21 protein-coding genes, 4 tRNA genes and 1 riboswitch are annotated in these 25454 nt (G+C 40.0%); of the genes, 13 read left to right on the forward strand and 12 right to left on the reverse strand.

Features of this window, described 5'->3' with window-relative positions:
- Positions 1 to 265 precede the first annotated feature (265 nt).
- The 4 genes from thrA to thrC all read left to right on the forward strand — a co-directional run bounded on the left by thrA (position 266) and on the right by thrC (position 5525).
- Positions 266 to 2719 carry a bifunctional aspartate kinase/homoserine dehydrogenase I gene (thrA, locus tag LQ201_RS10800; protein WP_230142264.1) on the forward strand — a complete coding sequence of 818 codons (2454 nt, stop codon included), beginning with the start codon at positions 266 to 268 and terminating at the stop codon, positions 2717 to 2719.
- A 4-nt stretch (positions 2720 to 2723) separates the two neighbouring features.
- Entirely contained in the window at positions 2724 to 3182 is a 459-nt protein-coding gene (locus tag LQ201_RS10805) for a DinB family protein (protein ID WP_230142266.1), read from the forward strand.
- 15 nt (positions 3183 to 3197) lie between these two features.
- Complete coding sequence (locus LQ201_RS10810) at positions 3198 to 4133, forward strand: homoserine kinase (protein WP_230142269.1); 936 nt, start codon at positions 3198 to 3200, stop codon at positions 4131 to 4133.
- Positions 4134 to 4217: 84 nt separating this feature from the next.
- Positions 4218 to 5525: a threonine synthase gene (gene thrC, locus LQ201_RS10815; protein ID WP_230142271.1), complete on the forward strand. Its 1308-nt coding sequence runs from the start codon at positions 4218 to 4220 to the stop codon at positions 5523 to 5525.
- A gap of 191 nt (positions 5526 to 5716) precedes the next feature.
- Here thrC and LQ201_RS10820 read toward each other — a convergent pair whose 3' ends face one another.
- The 8 genes from LQ201_RS10820 to murQ all read right to left on the reverse strand — a co-directional run bounded on the left by LQ201_RS10820 (position 5717) and on the right by murQ (position 15584).
- The gene (locus LQ201_RS10820; RefSeq protein ID WP_230142274.1) at positions 5717 to 6130 is read right to left on the reverse strand and encodes a tail fiber domain-containing protein; all 414 of its coding nucleotides are present in this window, start codon (positions 6128 to 6130) and stop codon (positions 5717 to 5719) included.
- A gap of 75 nt (positions 6131 to 6205) precedes the next feature.
- Positions 6206 to 6508 (reverse strand): hypothetical protein, encoded by a 303-nt coding sequence (locus LQ201_RS10825; RefSeq protein ID WP_230142276.1) that lies wholly within the window; start codon positions 6506 to 6508, stop codon positions 6206 to 6208.
- Between the two features lie 45 nt (positions 6509 to 6553).
- On the reverse strand, positions 6554 to 7945 hold the full coding sequence (locus LQ201_RS10830) for a pyridoxal-dependent decarboxylase (protein WP_230142278.1): 1392 nt from the start codon (positions 7943 to 7945) through the stop codon (positions 6554 to 6556).
- A gap of 175 nt (positions 7946 to 8120) precedes the next feature.
- Entirely contained in the window at positions 8121 to 9074 is a 954-nt protein-coding gene (gene metF, locus LQ201_RS10835; RefSeq protein ID WP_230142280.1) for a methylenetetrahydrofolate reductase [NAD(P)H], read from the reverse strand.
- A 144-nt stretch (positions 9075 to 9218) separates the two neighbouring features.
- Positions 9219 to 12917, reverse strand: coding sequence for a methionine synthase (gene metH, locus LQ201_RS10840; protein ID WP_230142282.1), 3699 nt, complete (start codon positions 12915 to 12917; stop codon positions 9219 to 9221).
- Between the two features lie 168 nt (positions 12918 to 13085).
- Positions 13086 to 13190, reverse strand: a riboswitch (SAM riboswitch).
- A 116-nt stretch (positions 13191 to 13306) separates the two neighbouring features.
- Entirely contained in the window at positions 13307 to 14062 is a 756-nt protein-coding gene (locus LQ201_RS10845) for a Bax inhibitor-1/YccA family protein (protein ID WP_230142284.1), read from the reverse strand.
- A 38-nt stretch (positions 14063 to 14100) separates the two neighbouring features.
- Entirely contained in the window at positions 14101 to 14667 is a 567-nt protein-coding gene (locus LQ201_RS10850; RefSeq protein WP_230142287.1) for a hypothetical protein, read from the reverse strand.
- A gap of 113 nt (positions 14668 to 14780) precedes the next feature.
- Positions 14781 to 15584 carry an N-acetylmuramic acid 6-phosphate etherase gene (gene murQ / locus LQ201_RS10855; protein WP_131028100.1) on the reverse strand — a complete coding sequence of 268 codons (804 nt, stop codon included), beginning with the start codon at positions 15582 to 15584 and terminating at the stop codon, positions 14781 to 14783.
- 190 nt (positions 15585 to 15774) lie between these two features.
- Here murQ and LQ201_RS10860 point away from each other — a divergent pair, with 190 nt between their 5' ends.
- The 4 genes from LQ201_RS10860 (at position 15775) to LQ201_RS10875 (ending at position 19940) form a co-directional block, all read left to right on the forward strand.
- Positions 15775 to 17382 carry a S41 family peptidase gene (locus LQ201_RS10860; protein ID WP_230142289.1) on the forward strand — a complete coding sequence of 536 codons (1608 nt, stop codon included), beginning with the start codon at positions 15775 to 15777 and terminating at the stop codon, positions 17380 to 17382.
- A 152-nt stretch (positions 17383 to 17534) separates the two neighbouring features.
- Entirely contained in the window at positions 17535 to 18668 is a 1134-nt protein-coding gene (locus LQ201_RS10865) for a histidine decarboxylase (protein ID WP_230142290.1), read from the forward strand.
- A 74-nt stretch (positions 18669 to 18742) separates the two neighbouring features.
- On the forward strand, positions 18743 to 19339 hold the full coding sequence (locus tag LQ201_RS10870; RefSeq protein ID WP_230142291.1) for a short chain dehydrogenase: 597 nt from the start codon (positions 18743 to 18745) through the stop codon (positions 19337 to 19339).
- 94 nt (positions 19340 to 19433) lie between these two features.
- The gene (locus LQ201_RS10875; RefSeq protein WP_230142292.1) at positions 19434 to 19940 is read left to right on the forward strand and encodes a GNAT family N-acetyltransferase; all 507 of its coding nucleotides are present in this window, start codon (positions 19434 to 19436) and stop codon (positions 19938 to 19940) included.
- Positions 19941 to 20151: 211 nt separating this feature from the next.
- Here the strand turns inward: LQ201_RS10875 and LQ201_RS10880 are convergent, their stop codons facing one another.
- The 4 genes from LQ201_RS10880 to era form a co-directional block, all read right to left on the reverse strand.
- The gene (locus LQ201_RS10880) at positions 20152 to 20661 is read right to left on the reverse strand and encodes an N-acetyltransferase (protein ID WP_230142293.1); all 510 of its coding nucleotides are present in this window, start codon (positions 20659 to 20661) and stop codon (positions 20152 to 20154) included.
- 318 nt (positions 20662 to 20979) lie between these two features.
- A complete protein-coding gene (gene der, locus LQ201_RS10885; protein ID WP_230142294.1) occupies positions 20980 to 22281 on the reverse strand; it encodes a ribosome biogenesis GTPase Der in 1302 nt (433 codons plus the stop codon).
- Positions 22282 to 22435: 154 nt separating this feature from the next.
- On the reverse strand, positions 22436 to 22942 hold the full coding sequence (locus tag LQ201_RS10890; protein WP_230142295.1) for a TlpA disulfide reductase family protein: 507 nt from the start codon (positions 22940 to 22942) through the stop codon (positions 22436 to 22438).
- 16 nt (positions 22943 to 22958) lie between these two features.
- Positions 22959 to 23855 carry a GTPase Era gene (gene era, locus LQ201_RS10895; protein WP_193421259.1) on the reverse strand — a complete coding sequence of 299 codons (897 nt, stop codon included), beginning with the start codon at positions 23853 to 23855 and terminating at the stop codon, positions 22959 to 22961.
- A 113-nt stretch (positions 23856 to 23968) separates the two neighbouring features.
- On the opposite strand from era, the gene LQ201_RS10900 reads away from it, so the two are divergent.
- The 5 genes from LQ201_RS10900 (at position 23969) to LQ201_RS10920 (ending at position 25435) form a co-directional block, all read left to right on the forward strand.
- Positions 23969 to 24044, forward strand: a tRNA-Met gene (locus LQ201_RS10900).
- Positions 24045 to 24070: 26 nt separating this feature from the next.
- Positions 24071 to 24142, forward strand: a tRNA-Glu gene (locus LQ201_RS10905).
- A gap of 90 nt (positions 24143 to 24232) precedes the next feature.
- Positions 24233 to 24308, forward strand: a tRNA-Met gene (locus LQ201_RS10910).
- A 30-nt stretch (positions 24309 to 24338) separates the two neighbouring features.
- Positions 24339 to 24410 (forward strand) — tRNA-Glu (locus tag LQ201_RS10915).
- 134 nt (positions 24411 to 24544) lie between these two features.
- Positions 24545 to 25435: a helix-turn-helix transcriptional regulator gene (locus LQ201_RS10920; protein ID WP_230142297.1), complete on the forward strand. Its 891-nt coding sequence runs from the start codon at positions 24545 to 24547 to the stop codon at positions 25433 to 25435.
- Positions 25436 to 25454 lie beyond the last annotated feature (19 nt).

Below are 25454 nucleotides of genomic sequence, written 5' to 3' on the forward strand. Positions count from 1 at the left end.
TTTAAAAAAATAATCTCCTACTTTACGGTGTACAAAGTACACAAAGACAAGATGAATTTTAACACTTCGATTATTACAACGATTATTATTACCACCGGTATAAACCAGCGGGGCTAATTTGTTGTAAATTGAAAAAACATAAAACACAGAAAGCGTCCCGATGAAAATCGGGACGTTTTTTTTTTAAACCCAAGCTGAATGAAACCTGTACGAGCAACCATGAATTATCCGCACAGCATCAAACAGTTAAAACCAATATAGACTAATGAAAGTACTTAAATTCGGCGGCACATCCGTAGGTTCGGCCGAGAACATTAAAACCCTCTTACGCCTGGTTGGCGAAGAAAAACAGAAGAACAGCCCGGTAGTTGTATTATCGGCAATGAGTGGTGTAACCAATTTGCTTACCGATATGGCCGAAATGGCCGAGCGTGGAGAAGATTACGACGCTCATTTAAAAGAAATCGAAGCAAAACACTTTGCTGTAATCCGCTCGCTTTTGCCTGCGGCTGCACAAAACCCTGTGTTTACACGTTTAAAGATCTTTTTTAACGAATTGGAAGACCTGTTACAGGCTGTGGCCAATCTGCGCGAACTGAGTTTGCAGACCAAAGATCAGATTTTGAGTTATGGCGAACGCTGTTCTACCTTTATGATCAGCCATATTGCTTCTCAAAATTTCGGCGATGCGCTTTATGTTAACGGTTCTGACCTGATTAAAACCGACAGCAACTTCGGTCAGGCGAAAGTAGATACCGAATTGACTGAAATGCTGATCAACAATTTTTACCAGGAAAATAAAGACAAAGTACTCTTTGTTACTGGGTTTATAGCAAGCAATGCGGCAGGCAGGGTAACAACTTTAGGTCGTGGTGGCTCTGATTATACCGCAGCGGTATGGGGTGCAGCTTTAAATGCCGAAGAAATAGAGATCTGGACGGATGTAAACGGCATGATGACGGCCGATCCACGCATTGTGAAAAAGGCTTTCTCGTTACCGGAATTAAGCTATACCGAGGCCATGGAACTGAGTTATTTTGGAGCAAAAGTGATCTATCCGCCGACAATGATCCCTGCTTTTATGAAGAAAATCCCGATTGTGATTAAAAACACATTCGAACCTGATTTCGCGGGAACTTATATCAAAAGTGATGTTAAAGCATCGAGCTTACCAATAAAAGGAATTTCCTCTATCGATCATATCAGCATTATTAACCTAACGGGTAGTGGTATGGTGGGTAAGGCAGGTTTTAGCGGAAGATTATTCTCACTGCTTTCACGCGAACAGATCAATGTAGTATTGATTACCCAGTCTTCATCAGAACATAGCATTACTTTCGCTGTTAAACCAACAGATGCTTCGCAGGCGATTTCTTTAATCAAAAAAGAGTTTGAACTGGAGTTAGACGCTAAAAAACTTGAACTGCCAGAAGTTGAAAATAACCTTTCAGTTTTGGCCATTGTTGGTGAAAACATGAAACGTACACCAGGTATGAGCGGACGTTTGTTCAGCGCTTTAGGCCGCAACGGTATCAATGTAAGGGCTATTGCTCAGGGATCTTCAGAATATAACATTTCGGTAATCATCAGCAAAGACGATTTATCGAAAGCAGTAAATGCAGTGCACGACGCTTTCTTTACCGATCTGAAAAGAACATTAAACGTTTTCTGTCTGGGCACCGGAAACATTGGCAAAACCTTGTTTAACCAACTGAAAGAACAGATGCCTTTCTTGGCGGCCAATAACGATCTACAGGTTAAGATAACGGGCATCAGCAATACACGAAAAATGATTTTCAGCCCTGATGGCCTTTCGTTAGAAAATTGGGAAGCGGAATTGAATACAAATGGTGAACAGGCAGATTTAGCGGGTTTTGTTGCCAAAATGAAAGCCCTAAACTTACCTAACTGCGTTTTTGTAGACAACACGGCTGCAGAATCACCAATAGAATTTTATCAGGGCATATTCGAAAGCAGCATTTCGGTAGTAACCTGCAATAAAAAAGGAAACTCGGCAGATTTTGCCCAGTATAAATCATTTAAAGATACCGCCCGTAAATTTGGCGTTGATTTTTATTATGAAACCAATGTTGGCGCAGGCCTGCCAATTATCCGCACCTTACGAGAGCTAATGATGAGTGGCGATAAGGTAGCGCGGATTGAAGCGATTTTATCAGGCACCATTTCTTACATCTTCAATAATTTTAAAGGTGACGCCGGTTTTTACGAAACTGTAAAGGAAGCGCAAGAACTGGGTTATACCGAGCCAGATCCCCGCGACGACTTAAATGGAAAAGATTTTATGCGTAAAATGCTGATCCTTGCCCGTGATGCTGGTTATCCATTGGAAGCCAGTGATGTAAAAATCGACAACATTTTGCCAGAAGCCTGCTTAAATGCTACATCTGTTGAAGATTTCTATGCTGAATTACAGGCAAATGCAGCATACTTCGAAAATTTAAAGAATACCGCAGCCAACGATGGAAAAGTTTTGCGTTACATCGGTAAGCTTGAAAATGGAAATGTAGAGATCAGCCTGCAAATGGTTGATGACAGTCATCCTTTTTATATGCTATCGGGAAGTGATAATATTATCTCTTTTACAACCGATCGTTACAAAACCCGCCCGTTGGTAGTAAAAGGCCCTGGTGCAGGTGCAGAAGTTACCGCTGCCGGAGTTTTTGCGGATATCATTAACGTAGGTACTTTAAATAAGTAGCAAGATGAATTCGGTTTTAGACAAAAAGAACGAGATCCTTCAGCTGGTTAATCAGGCGATGACCGATTTCGAAAATATTCCGGATGAGGCCTGGAATAATAAACCGCAACCTTTAAAATGGTCTAAAAAAGAACTGTTGGGTCATTTGGTAGATAGTGCAGTTAACAACATCCGTCGTTTGGTTGTTGGACAATACGAACAAGGGGTTAAAATTATTTATCATCAGGATGAATGGGTAAACTACCAAAACTACCAGGAGGCAGCTATTGCGGAAGTTATAATGCTCTGGAAGTTATTAAACCATCAGATTAGCCGGGTAATTGAAAATATTCCAGAGGAAAAGCTTCAAAATACCTGCGACACAGGAAAAGGGAAAATAGAAATGCACACCCTTTCTTTTTTTATCGATGATTACTTAGTGCATTTGAAATATCATTTAAACCAAATAACGCTTAACAAATAGCTAAGCCAATTAATAATGAAAAATAGTATAAAAGTTTTCGCTCCGGCAACCGTTGCAAACGTAGTTTGTGGTTTCGATGTACTGGGTTTCGCTGTAAACGAACCTGGTGATGAAGTTGAAATGCGATTTACCGATACACCTGGTGTGGTGATCAAAAGAATTACTGGCGATGATGGCCGTTTGCCTTTAGATGCAGCAAAAAATACCGTAAGTGCCAGTGTTCAACATTATTTAAAGCATATAAACCGTTTGGATGTTGGTGTAGAAATTGAACTGCACAAGAAAATGCCTATTGGTAGTGGATTGGGCTCAAGCTCGGCCAGTACAGTAGCTGGTTTGTTTGCCATTAACAAATTAATGGGCGATTTATTGAGCACCAAAGAGCTGGTTCCTTTTGCCATGAAAGGCGAAGAACTTGCCTGTGGTTATGGCCATGCCGATAACGTTGCCCCTGCATTGTTGGGTGGTTTTGTACTGGTGAGAAGTTACGAACCGCTTGATGTGATTTCTTTACCTACGCCTGCTGGCATGTATGCGGCAATTGTTTATCCAGAAGTGGATGTGCCGACCAAAGATGCACGCCAAATGATCCGTAGTAAAGTAGCATTAAAAGATGCGGTTACCCAGTGGGGAAATGTTGCAGGTTTGGTGAGTGGATTGTTCATGAATGATTTTGATTTAATCGGAAGAAGCATGAAAGATGTTCTGGTAGAACCAACACGTTCGATCTTAATACCTGGTTTTGAAGAAATGAGAAAACTGGCGATGGAGAACGGCGCAATCGGCTTCGGAATTTCAGGTTCAGGCCCATCTGTTTTCGCATTAACCCAAGATGAAGAAACAGCCAGAAAAATAACAAAATCGCAACAGCAACATTTACATAAAATAAATATTAACAGCAAAGCTTTCGTATCTCCGGTTAACGCTGAAGGACCGAGAGTAATTTCTTAAGGCTGGAAGGTAGAAGGCTTAAGGCGTAGGATTGTACTCTGCGCCATAACCCTAAACCCTACACCCTAAACCCTAAACCTTAAAATGAAACTATACTCAACCAACAATAAAGATCTACGTGTTTCTTTCAAAGAAGCAGTTTTTAACAGCATGCCGCAGGATAAAGGCTTATATATGCCTGTTGAAATTCCACAGCTTGACCCCGAATTCATCCAGAATATAGAAAAATATTCTCTGCCTGAAATTGCTTACAAGGTAGCCTCAACTTTATTAAAAGAAGAGATCCCTTCAGATGATTTAAAAGCTTTAATTGATGATGCTATTAATTTTGAAGCTCCGGCTGTTAAATTAGATGACAAAACCTTTGTGCTCGAATTGTTCCATGGTCCGTCTTTGGCCTTTAAAGATTTCGGCGCTCGTTTTATGAGTCGTGTGATGGCTTATTTCTTAAAAGACGGCGAACAACTTTTAGATGTTCTGGTTGCCACTTCTGGCGATACCGGTGGCGCAGTGGCTTTGGGTTTCTTGGGGGTGCCGAACACCAGAGTAACTATTCTATATCCAGAGGGAAAAGTGAGCCCGATACAGGAACTGCAGTTAACCACCAACGGCGAAAACATCAGAGCCGTTGAAGTCAAAGGTACTTTTGATGACTGCCAGACTTTGGTTAAACAAGCTTTTGCGGATGATGAGTTGAATGCAAAATTCAGATTGACTTCTGCCAATTCGATTAATATTTCGCGATTAATTCCGCAAACATTTTATTATTTCAATACTTACGCCCAACTGAAAAAGCAAGGTTTTAAAGACGTGGTGTTTTCAGTACCAAGTGGAAATTTCGGAAATATTGGTGCAGGTTTACTGGCCTATAAATTAGGATTACCTGTTAAACAGTTTATCGCTGCTACTAATGTTAACGATACCGTTCCACGCTTTTTAGACAGTGGCGTATATGAAACGAAACCATCTACACAAACCTACTCGAACGCGATGGATGTAGGTGCACCAAGCAATTGGGTACGCATTATGGATCTGTTTAATCAGGATGTAGAAGCCATCAAAAAGGTGGTTACCTCTTATCGTTTTACTGATGATGAAACATTGAAAGGGATCAAAGAAATTGACAGCAAGTTAAACTATGTAGCTTGTCCGCATACTGCGATTGCCTATTTAGCAGTTGAAAAATACAGGAACGAAAATCCTGCAGACGAAAGTGCCGCAGTTTTCTTATCTACAGCACATGCTTGTAAGTTCCCTGATATTTTCCCTGCAGATATTGCGGCTAAAATCGAAATCCCTGAACAGGTAAAAGCTTTAGAAAGTAAACCAAAACATGCTGATCAGTTAAGTGTGGATTTTGAAGGGTTTAAAAGTTATTTGCTTAAAGGATAGTAAGTAAAAATATACTTCTATTTCGAAAGTTCGTCATTCCCGCACAGGCGGGGAATGACGAATCTATAAAACAATGTTCCCTATTTCATACTTCTCTGTGCATTCCTTTTTAAGTACTTCGAACAGTAAATACCGGACCAACTTAAAAAAAACAGAGAATAAAAAATCCCGACTTTCATCGGGATTCATTTTTACTTAGTGCTTTGCGATTTTAGCGTTTTCAGCTCGCGTTGCAGGGCTTCAATCTGTTGCTGTTGCTCCTTTATACTGGCAACCAAAAGCGGGACTAAACTTTCGTAATCTACCTTGGTAATAGTAGCATTTCTAAATGCGTTTTTACCTGATGCATAACTTTTTGCCTGTACTGAAACAATTTCAGGAACAGCTGTTTTAGCTTCAGTACCTACAAAACCATACTGCGGTTTGGCGGATAGCTTTAGTTTTTCTGCCCAGGTTTTATCATAATTAAAACTTACCGGTTGTAGCTTAGTTACCTGAATAAGGGCATTTTCTACCGGCTTAACATTATTTTGCACAACTTCTTGTGCACTGATTTTTAAAGAAGCAGCGATTAATAACACTGCAAATGAAATTGCTCGTTTCATATGTATTATTTTGAAATTTTAAAATAGACTGTTTGTTCTACAGGATCTGCAGAAAAAATAAACACAAAAATAAGTTTATATGGAGGGTGGTGGGGTTAAAACTTCAGGGAAGTAGGCCAATTGAAGAGAATAATCAGGAATAACCAACTTTTTTGAAGTTTGAAGTGGAAAATATAACGCTCCATGAAATGCGATCTGTTGCACCGCATATTCGGTTTCTACTTTCTTTTCTTCTTTCTCTGTTGCGTCATCGTTTGTAGATAAAACTTCAACATTATTGGTAGAATAGCTTAAATACGAAACCGCATGACTTACTTTTAAGAAAAAAGCTATCGCAATGCAGGCAATAAGTACATATTTAAGGCCATCTAATTTCATCGGTACAAAGATAAACGCTACAGCATTAAAACAATAATTTTAAGGTTAAAGTTCTGTAAGAATTTTAAGCATAACTGTCGTAGCCAACTCAACATCAGCGGCTGAGGTCCGCCAGTTTACAAAAGCAGCACGTATTCCTTTCTTCCCGTTATAAAATGTAGGGGTCATAAAAACTTTTCCGCCCGCGTTTAACTTATTCAGGAATGTTGCAACTAAACTTTCATCTGTCAACGAAAAACAAACGGTATTTAGACGTACAGGTGCCAAGAGTTCAAAATTTGGATTTTCATTAATAAAATCTGCAAACTGTAAAGCCACTTCAACATTGCTTTCCACAATTTTTTGATAACCTTGTTTTCCATAGCTAGTTAAGGTAAACCATGCAGGTAAGGCCTTTAAACGGCGGGAATTTTCCGGCAAAAAATTTAAGTAGCTGAAATTTTCCATCGGATTGCCCAAATAAGCTGCATTAGAATTTTGAAAAGTTTCTACCTGCAACAATTGATGTTTTTCTTTCACGAAAAACACCGCGCTTTCGTAAGGTACGTTTAGCCATTTGTGGCAATCTATCGTAATACTGTCGGCATGCTCCCATCCTTTAACCAAATGATTATATTTTGGCGAACAAGCGGCAAAGCCACCAAAGGCTGCATCGATATGCCACCAGAAATTATATTTTTCTTTTAAGGTATTAATGGCTTCAAAATCATCAAAATCAACCGTATTTACCGTCCCGGCACTGGAAATCAGAATAAAAGGTTCGCCATTTAAGGCTTGTATTTTTAGTTCAAGGTCGGCAACATCTAGCGCTTCGCGGTTGCCCTGCATTACGTTTACCTGAATAAAATTGCCACTCCCCAAGCCAAGCATCGATAAGGATTTTATGGCTGATGAGTGCGGTGTAGCCGACAGTACTTTTACAGTACCGGATATACCTTCTCTGGCAAAATCTTTCCCAAATTGTTTGCCAATCCATTGCCTGGCAACAGCTAGACAGGTAAAATTAGATAAGGTTGCACCTGTTACAAAACCACCAAAAAAATCTTTGGGCAGGTTAAACAATGAAAGTAATAACTGGATGGTTTCGAGTTCGATGATAGCCGAAATGTCGCCGTTACCTTTTGCGTTTTGCGTGTTTTGATCGTAGATAGTCGACAGCCAATCGCCAGCAATGGCGGCAGGTGTAGTACCTCCGGTTACGAAACCCCAGTACCTTGGACCAGACGAGGCCACCATAATGGGTTCAAAACGTTGATTAAATTGTTTTAAGGCTTCAAGTGTACCAAAACCCTGCTCACTTAAATCCCAAACAATCTCTGCTTCAGCAGAACTGGCCGTAGGCCGTTCATGAATTTGGTTTAAATAATCTATTCCCTGTTGTTTAACCTCTGTTAGGATGGCATCAAGGTTTTGTTGGTCGATATTTAGATTATTCATGATGATAATTTAAGTAATAAAGAAAATACGTCATTGCGAGGCACGAAGCAATCCTAAAGCGCTAGGTTAATTAGCGATCGTTGTAGGATTATTCATTTTGCAGTTGTTTTTAAAGGCATTCATGAGCTCACTTCGTTCGGTTATCTTCGTGCCTCCCAATGACGATGCTTTTTGATTAAAAAATAGCTTTCGCAATCTTTTTGGTTTGCTCGGGGCGGCCCATGGTATAAAAGTGTAGTACTGGGGCACCAAAATCAATCAATTCTTTACATTGTTTAATCATCGCTTCGGTACCAATTTCTTTTGCCTCGTTGTTATTTTTAGCGTGCGCTAGCGCATCCGTTAATTCATCAGGCAAATCAATGTGAAAAATCTTAGGTAGTACATTTAACTGCGATAAGGTACTTATAGGTTTTAAACCTGGTATAATTGGAATATGGATATCGTTTTCCCTGCATTTCTTTACAAAGTCGAAATACTTCTGGTTATCGAAGAACATCTGCGTAACAATAAACTCTGCTCCTGCTTCAACTTTCTTTTTCAGGTATTTGAAATCGGTACTCATGTTAGGCGCTTCGAAATGTTTTTCAGGATAGCCAGCCACGCCGATACAGAAATCGCTTTTAAAGGTTTCTACATCTTCGTGGAGAAATTTACCTTCGTTATGGTTCTTAATGTGCTCGATCAAATCTGTAGCATAACAATGTCCGCCAGGAGTTGGCACGAAATTCCCATCTGCCTTACGTGCATCGCCCCGCAAAGCCAACACGTTATCGATTCCCAAAAATTGTAAATCGATCAATGCATTTTCAGTTTCTTCCTTGGTAAATCCACCGCAAATGAGATGTGGAACGGCATCGACCTTATATTTATGGATAATAGCCGCACAAATGGCTATGGTTCCCGGACGCTTGCGATACGAAACCTTTTGGAGCAAACCATTGGCCTGTTCTTTATAAATGTAATCCTCGCGGAGCGAAGTTACATCGATAAAAGGAGGATTAAACTCTAATAATGGCTCTATCGCATCATAAATCCATTGTATACTTTGCCCTTTAATAGGCGGCAATAGTTCAAAAGAGAACAAGGTTTTACCCTTTGCGTTTTTTATATGGTCTGTAATCTTCATAACCTATTTCTGGGTGTCATGCTGAGTGCTAACGAGCATCTCTAACATTGTAGCAGTTCTTATTTCTGACGACTGCAAACATCAAAATTATATGTTCATCGTTTTGAGATCCTTCGCTTCACTCAGGATGACAAATCGACAATATTAATAAGCTAAATTTGGACTTAACCACCGCTCCACTTCTTCAACCGGCATATTCTTTCTGATGGCGTAATCTTCAATCTGATCTTTGGTGATTTTTCCTAATCCAAAATACCTCGAATCAGGGTGCGCGAAATAAAACCCACTTACCGCTGCTGTTGGATACATGGCATAACTTTCAGTTAAGTGCAATCCAATTTTATTCTCCGCATCAAGCAATTGGAATAAAGTTCCTTTTTCGGTGTGTTCCGGACAGGCAGGATAACCTGGTGCGGGACGAATACCTGCGTATTCTTCTTTAATCAATTCCTGGTTGCTCAGGTTTTCATCTTGTGCATACCCCCAGTATTCTTTACGCACACGTTCGTGCAAGCGTTCTGCGAAAGCTTCAGCTAAACGATCGGCCAATGCTTTAGCCATGATACTGTTGTAATCATCGTAATTGGATTCGAACTCATTTACCAGTTCATCAATCCCGATACCTGCGGTTACGGCAAAACCACCAAAATAATCCTGAATACCACTTTCTTTCGGTGCAATAAAATCAGACAAAGCATAATAAGGCTGCCCATCTACTTTTTCGGCCTGCTGACGGAGGGTGTGGATTTTGACTAGTTTGGAGTTTGGAGTTTGGAGTTTAGAGTCTCCCAACTCATCACTCTCAACTCTCAACTCGATGTCGTCTCCTACCGCATTTGCTGGCCAGAAACCGATTACGGCTCTTGCTGTTAACAGTTTTTCGTCGAGGATGCGTTTTAATAAAGTCTGTGCATCATCAAAAAGCTTCTTCGCTTCGTCACCTACATTTTTATCGTCGAAAATTTTCGGATAACTGCCACGGAGCTCCCAGGTATGGAAAAACGGCGTCCAATCGATATAGGGAACCAATTCTTCTAATGGGTAATTATCAAAAACCCTTGTGCCTGTAAATTCCGGAACGGGTAGGTTTGGTTGAAAATCGATTTTAAATTTATTTGCACGCGCTTCTTCTAAGGTTTTAAAACGTTTATCCGATCGCTTATTTAAATGCGCTTCACGTGCTTTATCATATTCGGCCCTGATACCTGCGATGTACTCATCTCTTGTATCTGGATTCATCAAGGTGCTGCAAACGGTAACACTTCTGGAAGCATCCAATACGTGGATAGCAGGTCCTGAATAATTTGGCGCTACTTTTACAGCAGCATGGATTCTTGAAGTAGTGGCCCCACCGATAATTAATGGAATGGTAAAACCTTCGCGCTCCATTTCTTTGGCAAAGTGAACCATTTCATCCAATGATGGTGTAATCAATCCACTTAAACCAATAATATCCGCTTTTATTTCTTTGGCTTTTTTGATGATTTCCTGCGCAGGAACCATCACGCCCATATCAACAATTTCGAAGTTATTACAAGCCAATACTACGCCTACAATATTTTTTCCAATATCGTGCACATCACCTTTTACGGTGGCCATTAAAACTCTTCCTGCAGATGAACTTTGATCCTGATCGGGATTATCCAGCTTCTCCTGTTCAATAAATGGCAATAAATAGGCTACAGCTTTTTTCATTACCCTTGCCGATTTTACCACCTGAGGCAGGAACATTTTGCCGGCTCCGAATAGATCCCCAACAATGTTCATCCCGTCCATCAATGGCCCTTCGATTACCTGAATCGGTCGGGCATATTTTTGTCTGGCTTCTTCCACATCATCATCCAGGTATTCTACAATTCCCTTTACTAAAGAATGAGATAACCGCTCTTCAACAGCGCCTTTTCTCCACTCTTCATCTTTAACCACCTCTTTACCTTTCGATTTTACGGTATCGGCATATTCTACCAAACGTTCTGTAGCATCGTCTCTTCGGTTTAAGAGTACATCCTCTACCCTTTCTAACAATTCGGGTGGAATTTCCTGATAAACCTCTAACATCCCTGCATTTACGATTCCCATGTCTAAACCAGCCTGAATGGCGTGATAAAGGAATGCGGAGTGCATGGCTTCGCGAACGGTGTTATTCCCCCTGAAAGAGAAAGAAATATTGGAAACCCCACCGCTCACTTTAGCATGAGGTAGGTTTTCTTTGATCCAGCGGGTGGCATTTATAAAATCGACAGCATAATTATTATGCTCTTCTAATCCGGTTGCAACGGTTAAAATGTTCGGATCGAAAATAATATCCTCTGGCGGGAAACCAATTTCGTGCACCAGAATATCGTAACTTCTTTTACAGATTTCTTTTCTGCGCTCGTAATTATCGGCCTGTCCCTGCTCATCAAAAGCCATTACTACTACCGCAGCACCGTATTGCATAATTTTGCGTGCACTTTCGCGGAATTTCTCCTCCCCTTCTTTTAGTGAAATAGAGTTTACAATTCCTTTTCCCTGCAAACATTTTAAGCCATTTTCAATAACCGACCATTTGGATGAATCGACCATGATTGGCAATTTGGCAATATCAGGTTCAGAGGCAATGAGATTTAAGAATTTGGTCATGGCTGCTTCCGAATCCAACATTCCCTCATCCATGTTCACATCAATTATCTGCGCACCGCCTTCAACCTGTTGCAGGGCAACGGCCAGTGCAGCTTCGTAATCGCCACCCAAAATCAGTTTAGAGAATTTGGGAGATCCGGTAATATTTGTTCTTTCACCAATATTTACAAAAATGCTTTCTGGAGTGATGGTTACGGGTTCCAATCCGCTTAAACGCATATAAGGTTCAAGAACCGGTATTTTCCGCGGCTCAGCTTTTCGCGCATTTTTGGCAATACAGCCAATATGCTCTGGTGTGGTACCACAACAGCCACCCACAATATTCACAAAACCAGATGCAATAAAGTCATCAACCAAATGTGCCGTTTCATGTGGCTGTTCATCATAAGCGCCAAACTCGTTTGGTAAACCTGCATTTGGATAGGCCGAAACATAACAGCCTGCTTTTGCTGCAAGTTCCTCAATATGCGGACGCATTTCTTTAGCACCCAAAGCACAGTTAAAACCGATACTTAATGGTTTTGCATGCATTACAGAGTTTAAAAAAGCTTCGGCAGTTTGACCTGAAAGTGTTCTTCCGGAGGCATCGGTAATGGTACCAGAAATCATGATCTCCAGTTTACGGCCAATTACCTCTTCATATTTTTTTATGGCTACAATAGCCACTTTAGCATTTAAAGTATCGAAAATGGTTTCGATTAATAATACATCAGAACCACCATCTACCAAACCACGCACCTGCTCATAATAAGCTGCTTCAAGCTCATCAAAATAGACTGCCCTAAAACCAGGATCGTTTACATTCGGCGACATGGAAAGGGTACGGTTGGTTGGGCCAATAGCACCGGCCACAAAACATTTACGGTCTGGATTTGCAGCCATGAACTCATTTACGGCTTCCTTTGCCACCCGCGCACCTTCAAAACTCATTTCGTAAGAAAGGTCTTCCATCTGGTAATCGGCCATGGAAATGCGCTGTGTACTGAACGTGTTGGTTTCGATAATATCGGCACCAGCGGCCAGGTACTCCAGGTGTATGGTTTTAATAATATCCGGACGTGTGATGTTGAGCAAATCATTATTGCCTTTTACATCACAGGGATGGTTTTTAAATCGCTCCCCTCTAAAATCTTCTTCGGTTAAGGTATATCGCTGAATCATGGTACCCATTGCACCATCAATCACCAAAATACGTTTTTCTAATTCTTCTCTTATGCTCATCTGTTGTTATTAGTAACAAGCAGTTAGTATCAAGTATCAATATTAATGATAGATCGAACTAACTTTAGATAAAAGCAAAGTATAAACAAATCTGTCTTGATACTTGATACTTAATACCCAATACTTATATGGCTTATTTAAAAAGTTGGTACGTGAATCGTAATCCTAAACTTATCTGTTTCCGCTATTTGCAGAATAGAATTTAGCACCTTGTATGGTTACAGGTTGCTAAGACTTCGTTGGGTCTAATCCCTCCGTCTTTCTTAATAAGCATACAAAAATGCAACAAAGCAACATCAATTCCAAAATTTATCGCTTTGCTACCAAATAAAATTACAAAGGCCATGCAATTCTGCACGGCCTTAAGAATATTGTTCTGTTTTTGAGGTTTACCTTCTGTTACCGAAAATACGCAATAGCGACAAAAACAAGTTGATAAAAGTAATGTAGAGGGACAGTGCACCCATGATTGCTAATTTTTTGCTTTCATTTACGCCTAAAGTGTTGCCATTTTCATCTAATCCTTCGCCTATCCTTTTAAGCTCCTGAACCTTATATGCAGTCAATGCAGTAAAAATTGCTACTCCGATAAATCCCATGATGTAACCTAATGTTGAGCTCCCCAAAAACATATTGATTACGCTAATGATCACCAAACCGATTACACCAGCAAATAATATAGGACCAAATTTACTTAAATCGGTATCTGTGGTATATCCCATTACCGCCATTACTGCAAATATTGCGGCGGCCGCAGCAAAACTAATTACAACTGATGGCAAAGAATAGGTTAACAAGATAAAGCTGAGCATTACTCCGGTTAATATAGAATAAAGCAAAAATACGCCGATTAACGTCTGATAAGACATTCGTTGCATACCAGCACCCATTAAGAATACCAGCCCGAGTGGGGCAAATATTGCAATATAGCCTAAAACAGTAAAGCCACCTTTACCAGTTTGAGGATTATAAGATAAAAGATAGTCCAATACCGCTGGTGTACTTGCGATAAAATAAGCTGCAACTGTGGAAGCAGCTAATGCTACAAACATCCATAAGAAAACATTCCCAAAGAAACGTTTAGATGCAGATCTTTCCTGTACAAAAACACTGTCCTTTTGATATTGATAATTTTGTTGTTCCATTTTAAATTTTGTGTATTTAACTATATAAAAATAAATATTTAGTTTAATCTTTTTGTCAGCAATTCTTCAACTTTTTTAAAGAATTGTAGCGGTTTTAATGTGCGCCATGGCAGATTATCAAATGCACCACCAAAGTTAATGTAATAATCGATGTTATTATCGCGAAACTCGGTGATTACGTGTTCCTGAAAATTCACCCCAACAATCCAGCCATCTTCTACTTCCTGAAACCACTCTTCGTAATAACTGTCATCAGAGGCATGAAAATTCAGTATATTTTCACCGATCAGGATAAATTTATTAATGCCTTCATCCATCATCATCTCTAAAATATCGCGTTTCAGCAGCATAATGTCGTTGTTAATGGCATCGTTCCACTCGCCTATAAATTCTATAACCGCATAACTGCGATCATAATCGGCGTATAACACCTTCATGTATAAGGTATTCGAACCAAACTCGTCCCATTGGGGGTGAAGTAAAAAATTGTAAATCTGCTTATCGAAGTAAAGTTCTGAATATTCGGTATTGTAAAACGGCGAACGCTCATCTTCTGCCGAAATATAATCATCTCTCCACTGGTAATAAGGCTCAATTTCGTGCATACTCTTTTTTAATTATTGAATGAGTGAGTTTTGAATGATTGAATGATAATGCTATTCTTTCATGCTATCATTCACTAATTCTTTCCTTCAATCCTTCATCCTTCTCTCATTTCTTAGTGTCCTGCTTCAACTGCTTTACGTACACTTCCATAACGGGTTAACAACTCAGCTGCTTCATCGTAACCTATATTTAGCTCATCGGCCACCATTTGTGTACCGCGGTCTACGAGTTTATGATTGGTTAACTGCATATCGACCATTTTATTGCCAACTACACGCCCCAACTGAACCATAACGGTGGTGCTTAACATATTTAACACCATTTTTTGCGCCGTACCAGATTTCATGCGGGTAGAGCCGGTTACAAACTCAGGGCCAACCACCACTTCAACCGGAAAATCCGATTCTGCAGCAATAGGTCCGCCGGTATTACAAACGATGCAACCTGTTAAAATACCATGCTTACGTGCTGTGTTTAATCCGCCGATTACATAAGGCGTAGTACCTGACGCTGCCAGGCCAACCAAACAATCTTTCTCGTTAATTTCAAATTCCTGAAGATCTTTCCAGGCTTGTTCGGCATCATCTTCAGCAAATTCTACCGCTCTTCTAATGGCTGTATCTCCACCGGCAATAATTCCAACAACCCAATCAAAAGGAACACCATATGTAGGTGGGCATTCTGATGCGTCTACTACACCTAAACGACCACTTGTACCCGCACCTATATAAAAGAGACGGCCACCTTTTTTCATTCGCTCGGCCACTGCCGATGTTAATTTTTCGATCTGAGGCAAAGATTTTTCAACTGCAAATGCTACAGTTTTATCTTCGTTATTAATGCCCTGCAAAACTTCTAACACCGACATCTGATCGATGTGGTTATAGTTAGATTCTTGCTCGGTAACTCTATTCATAAATTTAATTTTGATAAAATTCGGTAAATTCTTTCTAAAAACTACCCTAAAAACCCAAAAATATCTGTCTTAAATTTCAACCTATGGCTCCATTGCATTAATTAATGTTAAATATTATAAACAAAAGACATGAAAATGCAGTTAAAAAATATATCAACTCGCTAATTTTCATAAATTTGCAGTAACGCTGATGAAAAAAAATACCCGAAATAACATACTGATCGCTGCAAGCTATTCTGTAATTTTAATAGTGGGTATGTTTTTGGGCATAAAATTTATTAAAGATCAAGGCTTTGGCGTTAAAAAGAGCCCTCAACTTGCCAGCAACAGCGATGAGAAATTAAATGAGATCTTACACATCATCAACGGTAATTATGTTGATGACATCAATACCGATTCGCTTCAAAACTTACCCATAGACAGCGTTCTGCACCAACTCGATCCACATAGTGTTTACCTGCCGCCAACCGATGCGCAGGATATGACCGATAACCTGGAAGGAAACTTTGAGGGTGTGGGCATAGAATATTATATGCTTAACGATACCATGATGGTTACCGGCGTGGTTAAAGATGGCCCTGCTTACCAGGCGGGGATAAAATTGGGCGATAAAATTCTGAGTATCGATACAGCAGTTGTAAGTGGGAGAAACTTACCAAAAGACCAACTTACCGGTCGTTTTAAAGGCAGGTCTGGAACAGGTGTTAGCGTGGTGCTTTTACATCCAGGTGCACCGCAAAGTAACCGCATTATGGTTACGCGAGGCAAAGTAAACATCAGCAGTATTGATGCCGCTTATATGATCAATAACGAAACAGGTTATGTACGGATCAGCAAGTTTGGCGCCAATACCGATAACGACTTCTCAGTTGCAGCCAATAACCTGAAAGCAAGGGGCATGAAAAAACTGATTCTTGACTTGCGCGATAATGGAGGGGGTTATTTTACGGCAGCTACAGGCTTGGCCGATCAGTTTTTAGCAGAGAACAAACTTATTGTATATACACAGGGTAAACATGAGCCACGTACCGATTATTTTTCTACGGGCACCGGCGCTTTTCAAAATGGCAAACTGGCCATCTTGATTAATGAAAATACCGCTTCGGCCAGCGAAATTGTTGCTGGAGCCATCCAGGATCTGGGACGCGGAATTATTGTTGGCCGCCGTTCTTTTGGTAAAGGCTTGGTACAAGAGCAATTTGCTTTTGGCGACGGCTCTGCATTGAACTTAACCATCGCTAGATATTACACACCATCTGGTCGTAGTATCCAAAAATCGTATAAAAAAGGTTACGATGCCTACAAACATGAATTAGACGAACGCATGATGGACGGAGAGCTTACCGGAGACCGGACCTCTTTTCAAGATTCTATTGAAAAAACAGAAGGCGTAAATATTCAGCCCAACAGAAAAGTTAAACCGATTGGCGGTATCCAGCCAGATGTATTTGTAAAATTAGACACGAGTGGATACAATAAGTTTTACAGCAATTTAGTAAGCAAAAAAGTGCTTTCTGATTATGTATTTAATGTACTTACCAATAAGTATAGTGCCAGTTTTGTAGAGCAGAATATCAACATTTTCACTATAAATGATAACGACTTTAAAGACTTTATCGGATATCTTCAACGCAAAAATGTAGCGATAGACCGTTTTCAATTGTATAATTCGAAAAATGTGATTCTGAATGATTTAAAAGCTTTGCTTTGCCGTTATTATCTGGGCGATGTAGGCTATTACAAGGCTGCAAACCAAACCGACAACGCCGTAAGACAAGCGCTACTTAACCTTCAATAGCCATATTTTATATGCTATGGCGGATGAATCCAGATGCTAAAAAGAATTTTAATTTCACAAATACAACACATCCCAACATAATATTCTTAATTTAATACAAACCATAAAACTATATTTTGTTTTATTAATTTTGCCAGCAAATCATATTTTTTATGGAAGCGAGCAAATTAAAGGAAAAGGACCAACAAGTATTAAATGATCTATTAGAGAACGTTAAGAAACAGACCGATTTATTCTTAGGTTATCCCGTTTCAAAGGACTTTGATTATCAATCACTTTCAGATTTTTTAAAATATCCGATGAACAACCTGGGCGATCCTTTTGTTACTTCAACCTATGCCGTAGGCTCACGTGAACTCGAAAAAGAAGTAGTTCAGTTTTTTGCTGAACTTTTCCGTGCCCCTACAGATAACTGGTGGGGTTATGTAACCAATGGCGGCTCAGAAGGAAATCTTTATGGCTTGTATCTTGCCCGCGAATTACATCCAAAAGGAATGGTTTATTACTCTGAAGCTACACATTATAGTGTGCAAAAGAACCTGCACTTACTCAACATGTCAAATATCGTTATCCGTACCCAGGAAAATGGAGAAATTGATTACGAAGACCTTGAACACACCATAAGGATGAACCGTCACATGCCTGTTATCATTATGGCCAATATTGGCACCACCATGACCGAAGCCCGTGACGATGTGGCCAAAATTAAAAGCATCTTAAAAAAACTGGCTATCCAACATTATTATATCCATGCCGATGCTGCACTTTCTGGCACCTATAGTGCGTTGATTGAACCCAGACCAGCATTCGACTTTGAAGATGGCGCAGACAGCATCGCCATTAGCGGTCACAAGTTTTTTGGCTCGCCGATGCCTTGCGGTGTAGTAGTTGCCAAAAAATCGAACCGGGATCGGATTGCCCGTTCGGTGGCTTACATCGGAAGTGTTGATACCACCATTACCGGATCTAGAAATGGCCATAGCCCCTTATTTTTATGGCACACCATTAAACGTTTGGGTATAACAGGTTTAAAAACCAGGGCCATGCACAGTTTAGCAACTGCAGCTTATACCGAACAAAAACTTAAAGCGCTGGGTATTGCTGCATGGCGAAACACGAATGCCATAACTGTAAACTTCCCTACCCCATCTGCAACAATTTGTAAAAAATGGCAACTGGCAGCTGAACAGGGAAATTCTCATATCATCTGCATGCCTAACGTAACCCAAGCGCATGTCGATCTTCTGATTACCGACCTGAAAGCAGAAATTGTGTTGCAGGATTAACGCGATGCAAACATTTTAATGACCCTGATGTTTAATAACGATGCAAATCTGGTATCCACATTAAACATATTTATATGAAAATAATAATTGTAGGCGCGACAGGCACGTTGGGCACAAAAGTAGCTGAAACTTTCGCACAAAAACATGAGATCATCCGTGTAGGAAATACCAAAGGTGACGTTCAGGTAGATATTACCAATGAAGCATCGATTAAAACCATGTTTGAGCAGATTGGTGCTTTTGATGCCCTGATCAGTACCAGTGGAAAAGGTCCTTTTGCTCCTGTAAGCCAGATGACGGGTGAAGTATTTAAGCGTGGCTTATTGGACAAACTATTGGGTCAGGTTAACCTCGTGCTTATTGGTCAGCATTACATTAATAAAGGTGGCTCATTTACCCTAACTTCGGGCATATTGGCTGATCATCCTGTTGCGGCAGGTGCCGCACTAAGCGCAATAAATGGAGGATTAAATTCTTTTGTTCTCGCTGCTGCTCCAGAACTTGAAAATGGGGTTCGTATAAATGCCATCAGTCCCAACGTGGTTGAAGATTCGCCTGCTTATTTTGATTCTTTTCCTGGCGAAATTCCTGTTAGTATGGAGAAAGTAGTTAAAGCTTACGAGAAAAGTGTGCTGGGTATTGTAACCGGACAGGTAATAAAGGTTTATTAATTACGCTAGACATTTTTTTTAACAAAAGCTTGTTCTAAAATTTTGGCTATTCAAAACCCAATGCTTTATATTAGTCCATGTAACAACCTCAAGCATGATAGAAACAAAACGCCTCATTTTAAGACCATTAACACACGATCAGCTTTTAAAATACATTAAAGATGATCATTCACTTGAAGAAGAATTTGGCCTTTTGCCAACCAAAAAAAACATTTCTCCTTCGCTTCACGAGGCTTTGGAAGAGACGATTTTACCTAATGTTTTCGATAAGGATAAAGATTACCTGTACCATACCCTATGGACAATCATATCAAAACCCGATCATAGAATGGTAGGCGATATCTGTTTTGTTGGTGAGCCTGATCCAAATGGCGAAATTGAGATCGGTTATGGCACATATGAGGAATTTAGAGGTAAGGGTTTTATGACGGAAGCCGTGGGCAGATTAATAGAATGGGCTAAGGAGCAGCCAAAAGTGAAATCTGTCTTTGCCGCCACTACAAAAGATAATGTGGCCTCGTATTCCATTTTAGAAAAAAACAACTTTATTCATATTGGAGAAGTTGATGATATGTTAAGCTGGAAAATTGAATTAAAATGATTTAATTCATCGTCCTCGTTTTCAACGAGGACGTCGAGTATGCCGATTGCATCGGCTTAAGTGATTTGACACATTACAAATGTGTATTTCATTCATCCTCGTTGCAAACGAGGACGATACTCCTCTAATCTTAGCGTCTCGCTAAGATATTGATGATTTTATCACAGCATAAATTTCGTTACAAGCGACCCTGATGAACCTTTGCAATACGCTACAGCACGATCTCAAACAAGCTTAAACTGATTCCTTCATAGTGTTTCGGTAGCCCGTCGGTTTTTTCCATGCTTACTACCCCAACATAATCAAAGCCACAGCCTGTATAATATTCGAGTAGTTTTTCATTATCCGCCCAGGTGTCCATTCTGATAAATTTAATACCCTTCTTTGCAGCGTAATCTTTAGCCCATTTGATAATTTCCTTCACAAAAGAATAACCTCTAAATTCGGGATGGGTTACAATCCTGTGGATATAAATCGCATCATGATCCCGCTCTCCCCAAATTAACTCATCGTTAAACGTAACGGCAAATACACAGGCCAACACGCCATCTACAAGAATTTTATATTGGCGGTTTTCATCAATTTCGGCTTGCACCATTTCTCTGCTAAAGCCTTGCCAATGTTTATTAAATACTTTCTTCTGGTGGGCTATAGCCATATCGTAAAATTCGAAAATGACATCGATGTCGGCTGCCAGGCTATTTTGTACTTGTAATTGCATAAAGCAAAGGTAAGGGTATTTTTTTACCACAGATAAGGAGGATGAGCACAGATTTAGGAAAATATACCACCTATTGTAATCTCGACGAACAAAAAAGTATCTGTTGTCATTCTGAACGCAGTAAAGAATCCCGAACCTATGAAACACTGCCTTCCAACGTTAGTAAATTCATTCTACAGATTCTTCACTGCGTTCAGAATGACATGAATAGCAAAAACAAAACAGGGCTGCTTTCGCTATGAATGCAGCCCTGTTTCTAATTATATTGTTAGGTATCCCGACCCTACGCCTTCCACCTTTAAACCTTCAACCTCAAACCTATTTCTGTCTGAAATAAATCTGGATCGGTGCACCAGAAAAATCGAAGTTTTCTCTCAATTTATTCTCGATGAAACGTTTATATGGATCTTTAATGTACTGCGGCAAGTTGCAGAAAAAGGCAAACATTGGCGAAGTCGCATTAATTTGCGTGATGTATTTGATTTTAATGTGTTTTCCTTTTAAAGCCGGCGGTGGGAATTTCTCGATGAGCGGCAACATCACATCATTCAATTTAGATGTAGGGATTTTCTTGCTACGGTTTTTATAAACTTCTAAAGCCGCTTCAATTGCTTTGAAGATACGTTGCTTGTTTAATACGGATGTGAAAATGATCGGCACATCGGTAAACGGTCGGATACGCTCATGAATCTGCTCTTCGAAAGCTTTCATCGTTTGTGTATTTTTTTCGATCAAATCCCATTTGTTAACCAAAATTACGATCCCTTTTTTGTTCTTCTCGGCTAGGTGGAAGATATTGATATCCTGACTTTCGATTCCTTCTACGGCATCGATCATTAATACCACAACATCAGCTTCTTCTAAAGCTTTAATGGTACGCATTACCGAATAAAACTCTAAGTTTTCTTTAACTTTTGTTTTTTTACGTAATCCGGCAGTATCGATCAGCATAAACTCATGACCGAACTGGTTATAATGAATTTTGATCGAATCGCGGGTTGTACCTGCATTTGCAGTAACGATATTACGTTCTTTACCAATCAGTGCATTAACCAGAGAAGATTTACCTACATTCGGACGACCAGCAATGGTAATCTTAGGCAATTGATTTTCTTCTTCCGGAATATCTTCGAAGTTTTTAACGATCTCATCCAACAACTCTCCTGTTCCAGAACCCGTCATTGATGATAATGCATATACTTCGCCTAATCCGAAACCGTAAAAAGTATGGATCTCGTTATATAAAGCGGTATTGTCTACTTTATTTGCACAAACATAAACTGGCTTATTACTTCTGCGCAGTACCTGGGCAATGTCGTCATCTAAATCGGTGATGCCTGTAGTTACATCAACCGTAAAGATTAATACACTGGCTTCTTCGATGGCGATCATTACCTGTTCGCGAATGGCGGCTTCGTAAACGTCTTCTGAGTTGGCTACATAACCTCCAGTATCAATTACTGTAAATTGTCTGTCTGTCCACTCACCCACTCCATAGTGTCTATCGCGGGTTACCCCGCTGATGTCATCTACAATCGCCTTACGGCTTTCGGTTAATCTATTAAAAAGGGTGCTCTTGCCTACGTTTGGCCTGCCTACGATGGCTATAATATTACTCATGGTGTTCTTTTGATAGTTAATGGCTTATAGTTAATGGTCGTGGTGTTTAGGCAAGCTGCTCAAACTATTTGGCTATCAGCCATTGACTATCAACTACTAACCGATTTATTTCGGGCTGCAAAGGTAAGGTTAATTTTCGTAACCTCCATTAATATTAATTTTTATACTTTTCTAAAAGTCCTTTTATTACCTCTTCTGTTAATTGATTCCCTTGCAATAAGGGAAAGCCCTCCCACCTTACAATTCCTTTCGGATCGATAAGAATAGCATGTGGAATACCTTTAACCTGAAGCGAGTCTTTTACCGTTCCCTTAGTGTCTATGGCTTCAAAATAGTTGATTTTAGGATTATTAAAAGCTTCTACTTTTTCAGCTGCTTCATCAGAAACACCAATAATTACAATTTTATCGGCATATTTCTTTTGAATATCGTTTAACGTAGGGATATATGCCCTGCAGGGTCCGCACCAGGTTGCCCAAAAATCGATCAGCACAAACTTCCCTTTGGTATCGGGCTGTTTTGAAATCCATTTTTCAACAACTAAGTCTGGCGCTCTTTCGTTCAGGATAGATTTTGCCCACAATTTTTTACCATTGTTTGATTCCTGAGCAAAAACTGCTGTACTGATCAGCAATAAGAGAAACGTTAAATTTATCTTCATATCCTAAAAATCGAAATTAATTATCGTAACCGAAGCTTTTTAAATAATTCTTTTTACTTCTCCAATCGGGAATTACCTTCACAAACATCTCCAGGAAAACCTTGTTGTCTAAAAATTTCTCAATCTCTAAACGTGCTTCGGTACCTACCTTCTTCAACATGCTTCCACCTGTACCGATTAAAATATTCTTTTGCGAATCGCGTTCGACCACAATTTCTGCAGTAATCCTGATCAATGCACCTTTACCGTTTTTCATTTCCTCTTCTTTAAAACTCTTCACAATTACCTCTGTACTGTAAGGAATTTCTTTCTGATAATTAAGGAAGATTTTTTCGCGGATAATCTCCGAAACAAAGAAACGTTCTGAGCGATCGGTTAAATCTTCTTTGTCGTAATATGGCGGATGTTCTGGCAACATCTCGAGCACGCGATCCAATAATCCGTCGACATTGTGTTTATGTAAAGCCGAAATTGCATAAATAGCAACCGGATTTAGCTTCTCCTGCCAGTAGGCAATCTTCTCATCAACCTGTTCTTGTAATGCTTTATCTATTTTATTGATGAGTACAATTGTAGGGATATTACGGTTCAGAATTTTCTCCAGAACGTCTTCCTCATCGTGCGCTTCGTTGATGTCGGTTACGAATAAAAGTACGTCGGCATCGGTCAAAGATCCGTTAACAAAGCTCATCATACTCTCTTGTAAACTGTATTTTGGCTTAATTATACCCGGAGTATCAGAGAAAACGATCTGATATTCTTCTTCATTTACGATACCTAAAATGCGGTGTCTTGTGGTTTGTGCCTTAGGAGTTATAATGCTAAGTCGCTCGCCTACAAGCACATTCATGAGGGTAGATTTACCTACATTTGGTTTACCTATTATACTAACAAAACCTGCTTTATGCGCCATTAAAATATTTTTTAAAAAAAATTTGCAGCACAAAGAAACGAATTATATCTTTGCATTCCAATTCGGAAACAGAGTTAAGGATTTAATTCAAAGAAAAAACGGGTTGTATAGAGTGCGGGGTGGAGCAGTTGGTAGCTCGTCGGGCTCATAACCCGAAGGTCGCACGTTCGAGTCGTGTCCCCGCTACCAAAGAGTTGAAAGACACTCAAATTAATGGCCCGTTCGTCTAGGGGTGAGGACGCCAGATTTTCATTCTGGAAACAGGGGTTCGATTCCCCTACGGGCTACGAAACCGCTACAAAAGCTGAGCGGTTTTTTTTATCAGTTTCAACACTGCAAAATTGAAGGTTGGTATTTCCATTAAAAATACATGAGAGTGCGGGGTGGAGCAGTTGGTAGCTCGTCGGGCTCATAACCCGAAGGTCGCACGTTCGAGTCGTGTCCCCGCTACCAAAAGAGTTGAAAGACACTCTAATATTTAATGGCCCGTTCGTCTAGGGGTGAGGACGCCAGATTTTCATTCTGGAAACAGGGGTTCGATTCCCCTACGGGCTACGAAAAAGCATCAATCTGATTAAGGTTGATGCTTTTTTTATATCTTCAATATGCAAGCTTATGCCTATAATTGCATATTGAACGCAATTCGAGCACAATCAGGACAATTCATTTCTTTCAATTTGTTTTAAGCGATGCAGATACTTAATTCCCTTCAACAACTACCAATCTACAGTATAGAACCTGATGAGATAGCAGGAAATAAAAACTTTAGGGTTTACAATTTTGAAGGTACTTTGCCAAACCAGTCGGAGTTGCTTATCCCCCATCGAAAAGATCATTTTCTTGTTGTTTTGATTAGACATGCAGATAGTCGACAATGGATCGATATGACGCCTTACGTCCTTAAAGATAACACCATTTACTTTTCTGGCCCAAGCAACATCATTGTAAAAGAAGGTTTTAAGCAGTTATGGAGCACCGGCATTGCTTTTTCAAAAGAGTTTCTCTCCCTTCAGGAAAATGCTTCATTGAGTAAACTCCCCATCATCGAAAACCTGCACAATGGACATGAATTAGCCTTAACCCAAGCTGATCTTAACTTTGTTGAGGATATCCTTGCCAAAATCAATGCCGAATATCAAAAGTCCGGCGAATGGCAACAGCGTATGCTTACCGCCTACCTTACCGTGCTGCTTACCTATTTAAGTCGGCTGTATACCGAGCAGTTTAAAGGAGCTGATCATTCCGCGGATAAACTTTTACTGAAAAGTTTTCAGACAAAAATAAATGAATGTTATCGAGAGCTGCGCGAAGTAAGCGATTATGCCTCTATATTGAACATTTCTGCCGGACATTTAAGCGAGGTGGTGAAAATACAAAGTGGTAAACCTGCCATTAAACATATACACGAACGATTGGTATTGGAGGCACAGCGGTTGTTGTTTCATACTCAAAACCCTTTAAAAGAAATTGCCTTTGATTTGGGTTTCTCGGATACTTCCTATTTTAACCGCTTCTTTAAACGCGAAACGGGTATAACACCTGCCGACTACCGGATCAGCATCCGCGAAATGTACCATTAATACCGTTGGATGTGTTCTG

Origin of the sequence: Pedobacter sp. Bi126, assembly GCF_918698245.1 — a bacterium.
Classification (GTDB): domain Bacteria; phylum Bacteroidota; class Bacteroidia; order Sphingobacteriales; family Sphingobacteriaceae; genus Pedobacter.